6 protein-coding genes are annotated in these 6343 nt (G+C 66.5%); 4 read left to right on the top strand and 2 right to left on the bottom strand.

Going from position 1 to position 6343, the window contains the following annotated elements; all coding sequences use genetic code 11:
* Positions 1 to 28: 28 nt before the first annotated feature.
* The gene (locus tag B9A23_RS21815; protein WP_061780293.1) at positions 29 to 904 is read right to left on the bottom strand and encodes an MBL fold metallo-hydrolase; all 876 of its coding nucleotides are present in this window, start codon (positions 902 to 904) and stop codon (positions 29 to 31) included.
* A gap of 68 nt (positions 905 to 972) precedes the next feature.
* Here B9A23_RS21815 and B9A23_RS21810 point away from each other — a divergent pair, with 68 nt between their 5' ends.
* The 3 genes from B9A23_RS21810 to B9A23_RS21800 are packed head-to-tail and all read left to right on the top strand — an operon-like array spanning position 973 to position 2600.
* On the top strand, positions 973 to 1290 hold the full coding sequence (locus B9A23_RS21810) for an ArsR/SmtB family transcription factor (RefSeq protein WP_042469298.1): 318 nt from the start codon (positions 973 to 975) through the stop codon (positions 1288 to 1290).
* A 4-nt stretch (positions 1291 to 1294) separates the two neighbouring features.
* Positions 1295 to 1813, top strand: a complete 519-nt coding sequence (locus B9A23_RS21805; RefSeq protein WP_042469176.1) for a rhodanese family protein — start codon at positions 1295 to 1297, stop codon at positions 1811 to 1813.
* A gap of 7 nt (positions 1814 to 1820) precedes the next feature.
* Positions 1821 to 2600: a sulfite exporter TauE/SafE family protein gene (locus B9A23_RS21800; protein ID WP_042469177.1), complete on the top strand. Its 780-nt coding sequence runs from the start codon at positions 1821 to 1823 to the stop codon at positions 2598 to 2600.
* A 23-nt stretch (positions 2601 to 2623) separates the two neighbouring features.
* On the opposite strand, the gene B9A23_RS21795 is transcribed toward B9A23_RS21800, so the two are convergent.
* Positions 2624 to 3250, bottom strand: a complete 627-nt coding sequence (locus tag B9A23_RS21795) for a recombinase family protein (protein ID WP_082052512.1) — start codon at positions 3248 to 3250, stop codon at positions 2624 to 2626.
* A gap of 129 nt (positions 3251 to 3379) precedes the next feature.
* Between B9A23_RS21795 and B9A23_RS21790 the strand changes: the two genes are divergently transcribed.
* Positions 3380 to 6343 (top strand): Tn3 family transposase (locus B9A23_RS21790; protein ID WP_066488359.1); only part of this gene is annotated, 2964 nt, incomplete at its 3' end.

The raw sequence follows: 6343 nt of genomic DNA, 5'->3' as shown, positions 1-6343 counted from the left end.
ACAAAGCCGTGTCAGCGATCGTATGACATCACGGATGGCCGGCTTTCCATTTTACCGGAATACGCAAGTAGGTGACACCGTTCGCCTCCGCCTGATCGAAATGGCCCGCGCGGATGTTGACCTGGATCGAGGGCAGCAGGAGCTTGGGCACGGATAGCCCGGCGTCACGCTGCTCGCGCATGGCGACGAAGTCGTCCTCATTCACACCGTCATGGACGTGGACGCTCGACCGTCGCTGCTCGCCCACCGTCGTCTCCCAGCGATAGTCGTCGCGACCCGGTGCCTTGTAGTCGTGGCAGAGGAACAGTCGCGTCTCGTCGGGCAGCGCCAATAGCCGGCGGATCGAGCGATAGAGCGTCCGCGCATCCCCGCCCGGGAAGTCGGCGCGGGCGGTGCCATAGTCGGGCATGAACAGCGTATCCCCGACGAACGCCGCATCGCCGATCAGATAGGTCACGTCGGCCGGGGTGTGGCCGGGGACATGCAGCACCTCGACCGCCAGCGCCCCGATCGCGAACTGGTCGCCATTCTCGAACAGGCGGTCGAAGTCCGAGCCGTCCGTTTTCAGATCATCCATCGCGAACACGGGGCGGAAGATTTTCTGCACGTCGCGGATATGCGCGCCGATCCCGATCCATGCGCCTGTATGCGCCTTGATGAAGGGTGCGGCCGACAGATGATCGGCATGAGCGTGCGTCTCCAGCACCATCGCGATCCGCCAGTCCTGCTCGCGGGCGAAGGCGACGATCCGCTCGGCCGAGCGCGTGTCGGCGACGCCGCTCGCCATGTCGAAGTCGAGGACTGGATCGATCACCGCCGCAGTCCGTGTCGCGGGATCGCCGACGAGGTAGCTAATCGTATTGGTCGGCTCGTCGAAAAACGCCTCGATGAGGGGCTGAGTCATGATTTTCTCCGTTAGCGCTTGCTAATATATTAGCTGGTGCTACATAAGCAACACCTAATGGAGTGGCGATGATGCTCAAACCGCCGATGGACCTGGCGACATTCGAGGCGAAGGCCGGGCAGGTCGCCGACACGCTGAAGGCGATCGGCAATGCTCGCCGGCTGATGCTGCTGTGCAAGCTGGTCGAGCATGGCGAGATGACGGTCGGCGATCTGGCCCGTGATGTCGGCTTGTCGCAGTCGGCCTGCTCGCAGCACCTGGCCAGGATGCGCGACGAGGGTCTCGTCACCTACCGGCGGGAGAGCCAGACGCTCTGGTACGCCATCGCGGATGCCCGCGTCGAAACGCTGCTCGGCACTCTCTACCAGCTCTACTGCAAGGATTGATGCGATGACGCTCGCGACCCTTTCTCCCGACGATACCCGTGCCGCGATCGATGCCGGTGCGCGCCTGATCGACATTCGCGGTGCCGACGAGCATGCGCGCGAACGCATTCCCGGCGCGATGAACGTGCCGCTCGACCGGATCGGCGATCTCCCGCGCGACGATCGTCCGGTCGTCTTTCACTGCAAGTCCGGGATGCGCACCGCCGCCAATGCGGCGCAGCTCGGCGCGGCAGCGGGTGGCGCGCCGGCCTATATCCTGGGCGGCGGCATCGATGCGTGGCGGCAGGCAGGACAGCCCACCGTCGCCGATCGGTCGCAGCCGTTGGAAATCATGCGGCAGGTGCAGATTACCGCCGGTGGGCTGGTGCTGATCGGCGTTCTGCTCGGCACGTTCGTCGCTCCCGGCTTCTTCGGGCTGTCGGCGTTCGTCGGGGCGGGGCTGATGTTCGCGGGCGTGACGGGGTGGTGCGGCATGGCCAACCTGCTGCGCGTCATGCCCTGGAACCGGCGCGCGACAGCCTGAGGCGATCGTGGACACCGCTGCCACCCTTGCCGCGCTTGCATCGGGCGGCGTGATTGGCCTGATCCTCGGCCTTGTCGGCGGAGGCGGGTCGATCCTCGCCGTGCCACTCCTGATCTATGTTGTCGGCGTCGGATCACCGCACGCTGCGATCGGGACGGCCGCTGTCGCCGTCACCGTCAATGCGCTTGCCAGCCTGGTCGGCCATGCGCGAGCGGGCCGCGTGAAATGGCGGTGCGCCAGTGTCTTCGCCGTCTCCGGAATGATCGGCGCGGCGCTGGGGGCGGAGTTGGGCAAGGCGTTCGACGGCAAGCGACTGCTTGTCCTGTTCGGGCTTCTGATGATTGGCGTCGGTTTGTCGATGTTGCGCAAGCGCCGCACGGCGGAAGCGCCGGACGTGCGACTGACCCGCGATAGCGCCTCGACGCTGCTGCCGCGCTTGGTTCCGATCGGGCTGGGCGTCGGGCTTGCCGCCGGCTTCTTCGGGATCGGGGGCGGCTTCCTGATCGTGCCGGGGCTGATCCTCGCGACCGCGATGCCGCTGCCCTTCGCGATCGGCACGTCGCTGGTCGTCGTCAGCGCGCTGGGGTTGACCACCGCCTTGTCCTACGCCCTGTCGGGGCTGGTCGACTGGAGCGTGACCGCGATGCTGGTCGTGGGCGGCGTCGCTGGAACGATCGGCGGTATTGCATTGGGCAAGGTTCTCGGCACCCGTAAGGGGCTGCTCGAACGTGGCTTTGCCGCCGTCGTGATTGCGGTAGGAACCTACGTTACGGCATCGTCGCTCTGAACCTGAGCAGCTTCAGCCGACTGCTATCGGCGCCCTCGCGCCAACAGCTTTTCACCATCGGGCCTGATCTCGCCCTTCGGCGTGACGTGTCGGTAGAGTGTTTGGCGCGTCACGCCGAGTTCGGCGCATAGCTCCGCGACCTTGGTTTCCGGTTTGCCCATCGCGGCCTGGGCGAGACGCAGTTTGGCCGGCGTCATCTTGAACGGACGCCCGCCGTGCCGACCGCGTGCCCGAGCGGACTCCAGACCGGCGCGCGTGCGCTCGACGATCAGTTCTCGCTCGAACTCGGCGAGGCCGGCGAAAATCGCGAAGATCAGCCGACCGTTGGCGGTGGTTGTGTCAATCGACGCGCCTTCGCCCGCCAGCACCTTCAACCCGATGCCACGCTTCGTCAGATCACCAACCGTATTGACGAGGTGGCGCAAATCGCGGCCGAGCCGATCGAGTTTCCAGATGACCAGCGTGTCGTCGCGGCGCAGCGCCTTCAGGCAGGCGTCCAGTCCCGGTCGCTTGTCGAGCCGGCCCGATGCGGCATCCTCATAGATATGCTCGGGATCGACGCCGGCCGCGACCAGCGCGTCGTGCTGCAGGTCGTGGACCTGGCTGCCGTCCGCCTTGGACACCCGCGCGTAACCGATCTGCGTTGTCACATATACGTCCGTTCACGTGACGGAGCGGCATTGCCCGTCGATCAATCGCGATAATGTCACATAACCCGTCTTCTGGTCTATGCTCCATGAACGGGTACGCTTTCCTGTTTCGTGACGAACAGGAAGCCGATGCCGACCAAGACCATCCTGTCGCCCGCGCAGCGTGCTGTGATCTTCGACCCGCCTGCCGATCGCGCGACGATCGAACGGCTCTATACGCTCGGTCCCGACGATCTGGCACAGGTGGCGCGACGTCGGCGCGGGGCGAACCGGCTCGGCTATGCGGTGCAGCTTTGCTACCTGCGTCATCCCGGTCGCAGGCTACTGACGGGGGATGCGGTGCCCGCCGCCATGCTCGCGCTGCTCGCCGATCAGATCGGGTGCGTAGCCGACGACTTCACCGGCTATGCCACGCGCCCCACGACATTGCGCGAACACCGGGCCGAGATCGAAGCTCTGCTCGGTCTGCGCGCCTTCGCGCGGGTGGATGTACGGGCGATGCTGGCGCTGGGATCGGAGATTGCCGCTTCGACTGATAGAGGTGAGACGATCGTCACAGGCATGGTCGATCGCTTGCGGGCGGACCGGATCGTACTGCCGGCGACATCGACGCTGGAACGGCTCGCCCTCATCGTGCGGACACGGGCGCGCAAGGCGGCCCATTCCAATCTGATCCGCGACTGTTCGACCGAACAGGAAGCCGCACTCGAACACATGATCGCCTCCGACGATGATGGGCGCACCCGGCTAGGATGGATACGCGAATGGCCGGAAGCACCATCGGCCGCGAACCTGAAGGGAATCGTCGAACGGCTCGACACCGTGCGCGGCATCGGGATCGCGGCTGATCGAGCACGACGTATCCATGCTGCTCGCTATGCCGTCATTGCGCGGACCGCCGGCATCGTCACCGCCCAGCACCTGCGGCGTCTCGAACGTCCGCGCCGGCTCGCCATGCTCGTAGCTTCCGTGATCGAGATGGAAGCGACGTTGACCGACGCCGCGCTGGTCATGGTGGAGAAGATGGTGGGCGCGCTGTTCCGCCGTGCCGACCGCACCCGCTCCGATCGGCTGCTCGGCCAGGCACGGATGCTGAAGGACACCGCGCGTTTCCATGCCCGGCTCGGTCGCCTGCTGGTAGATGCTCGTGCGAGCGGGCGCGATGCCTTCCGCGCGATCGACGCGAAGATGGGCTGGGATCAGCTCGAACGCAGCATCCGCTTTGCCGAGGATCTGACGCGCTCGGCCGATGACGGGCTGGAAGAAGTGGTCGAACGCTATCCCGCCGTGCGGCGTTTCGCCCCGACGTTTCTCGCCGCTTTCACCTTCCGCACCGCGCGGTTGGCTGATCCGCTGCTCGGCGCGATCGAGGTGCTGCGCACGATGTACCGCGACGGTCGATCGGTCCTGCCGAAGCGAGTGCCGACCAGCTTCATCAAGCCGCGCTGGCGCAAGGTCGTGCAGCCGGCGGAAGGGACGATAGACCGGCGCGCCTATGAGATCGCAGTGATCGCCCACCTGCGCGAGCGGCTCGGCTCGGGCAGCATCTGGGTGGACGGCAGCCGCGCCTATCGCACGCTCGACGACTATCAGCTGCCCATGCCCGCCTTCGAAGCGATGCGCGCGAGCGGCGATCTGCGCCTGGTTGTGCCGACCGACTTTTCCAAATGGTACGAGGAACGCCGCACCCTGTTGGCCCGGCGCATGACGGAGGTGGAGCGCGCAGCCGCAGCGGGCGAGCTGGTCGATGTGACGATCGAACGCGGGCAGTTGCTCATATCGTCGATCCGGCGATCCCCGTCCGACGATGCCGATGCGCTAAAGGCCCGGCTCTACGCGATGCTGCCGCGCGTCCGAATCACCGATCTGCTGGTCGAGGTCGCCGCATGGTCGGGATTCGCCGACCGTTTCGTCCATGCGCGCAGCGGCGCCCCCGCCTCCGACCAGTCCGCGCTGATGGGTGCGATCCTCGCCGATGCGACCAACCTCGGCCTGGGCCGCATGGCCGAAAGCTCGCGCGGGCTGACGTTGTCTCGCCTGCGCTGGACGGCGGAATGGCATGTGCGCGACGAAACCTATCTGTCGGCGCTGGCGGCGATCGTCGATTGCCATACCGCGCATCCGCTCGCGGCGGTCTGGGGACCGGGCGATACATCGTCGTCGGACGGGCAGTTCTTTCGTGCCGGTGGTCAGGGCGAGGCCCGCGCCGATCACAACGCCCGCTATGGCACCGAACCAGGCGTGCTGTTCTACACCCACGTCACCGACCGCTTCACGCCGTTCCACACCAAGGTCATCGCCGCCAATGCCGGCGAGGCCGCGCATGTCCTCGACGGCCTGCTCGACCATGAAAGCGAGCTGGTCATCCGCGAACATGCGACCGATACCGCCGGCGCGGTCGATCATGTCTTCGGCCTGTGCCATCTGCTCGGCTTCCGCTTCGCGCCCCGCATCCGCGACCTCAACGAGCGCCGGCTCTACAGCCTGTCGCCGCTCGACTCGTGGCCGACGCTGCGCCCGCTCGTCGCCGGTCCGGTCAAGATCCGCGCGATCGAGGAGAACTGGGACGAAACCCTGCGCCTTGCCGCCTCGATCCGCGCCGGCACGGTGAGCGCCTCGGTCATGCTCCGCAAGCTGGCGGGCTTCCCGCGTCAGAACTCGGTCGCCCGCGCGCTGCGGGAGATAGGTCGGATCGAACGCACCCTGTTCATGCTCGACTGGTTCGATGATCCCGACCAGCGTCGTCGCACCGGCAGCATTCTCAACAAGGGCGAGGCCCGCAACGCGCTCGCCCGCGCCATCTTCTTCAACCGCCTCGGCGAACTGCGCGACCGCACCTTCGAGAACCAGCGCCATCGCGCCTCCGGCCTGACCCTCGTCACCGCGGCCATGACGCTCTGGAACACCGTCTATCTCGACCGAGCTGTCCGTCATCTGCGCGGCAGCGGCGTCGACGTGCCCGACGAGCTGCTCGCCCACGTCGCCCCTCTGGGCTGGGAGCATATCGGCCTCACCGGCGACTATCTCTGGGGCGAGATCGACAAACCTCGCGAGCGGTTCAGGCCGCTGCGCCTCCACCAGCAAAGCCGGGAC

Source organism: Novosphingobium sp. B1 (genome assembly GCF_900176395.1).
Taxonomy (GTDB): domain Bacteria; phylum Pseudomonadota; class Alphaproteobacteria; order Sphingomonadales; family Sphingomonadaceae; genus Novosphingobium.
Note: the sequence above shows the minus strand (reverse complement) of the source record. Positions and strands in the feature narration are given on the sequence as shown.

Excerpts from the sequence above, each read along its gene's own strand:
- B9A23_RS21815 (WP_061780293.1), bottom strand. The coding sequence starts at position 904 with ATGACTCAGCCCCTCATCGAGGCGTTTTTCGACGAGCCGACCAATACG.
- B9A23_RS21810 (WP_042469298.1), top strand. The coding sequence starts at position 973 with ATGATGCTCAAACCGCCGATGGACCTGGCGACATTCGAGGCGAAGGCC.
- B9A23_RS21805 (WP_042469176.1), top strand. The coding sequence starts at position 1,295 with ATGACGCTCGCGACCCTTTCTCCCGACGATACCCGTGCCGCGATCGAT.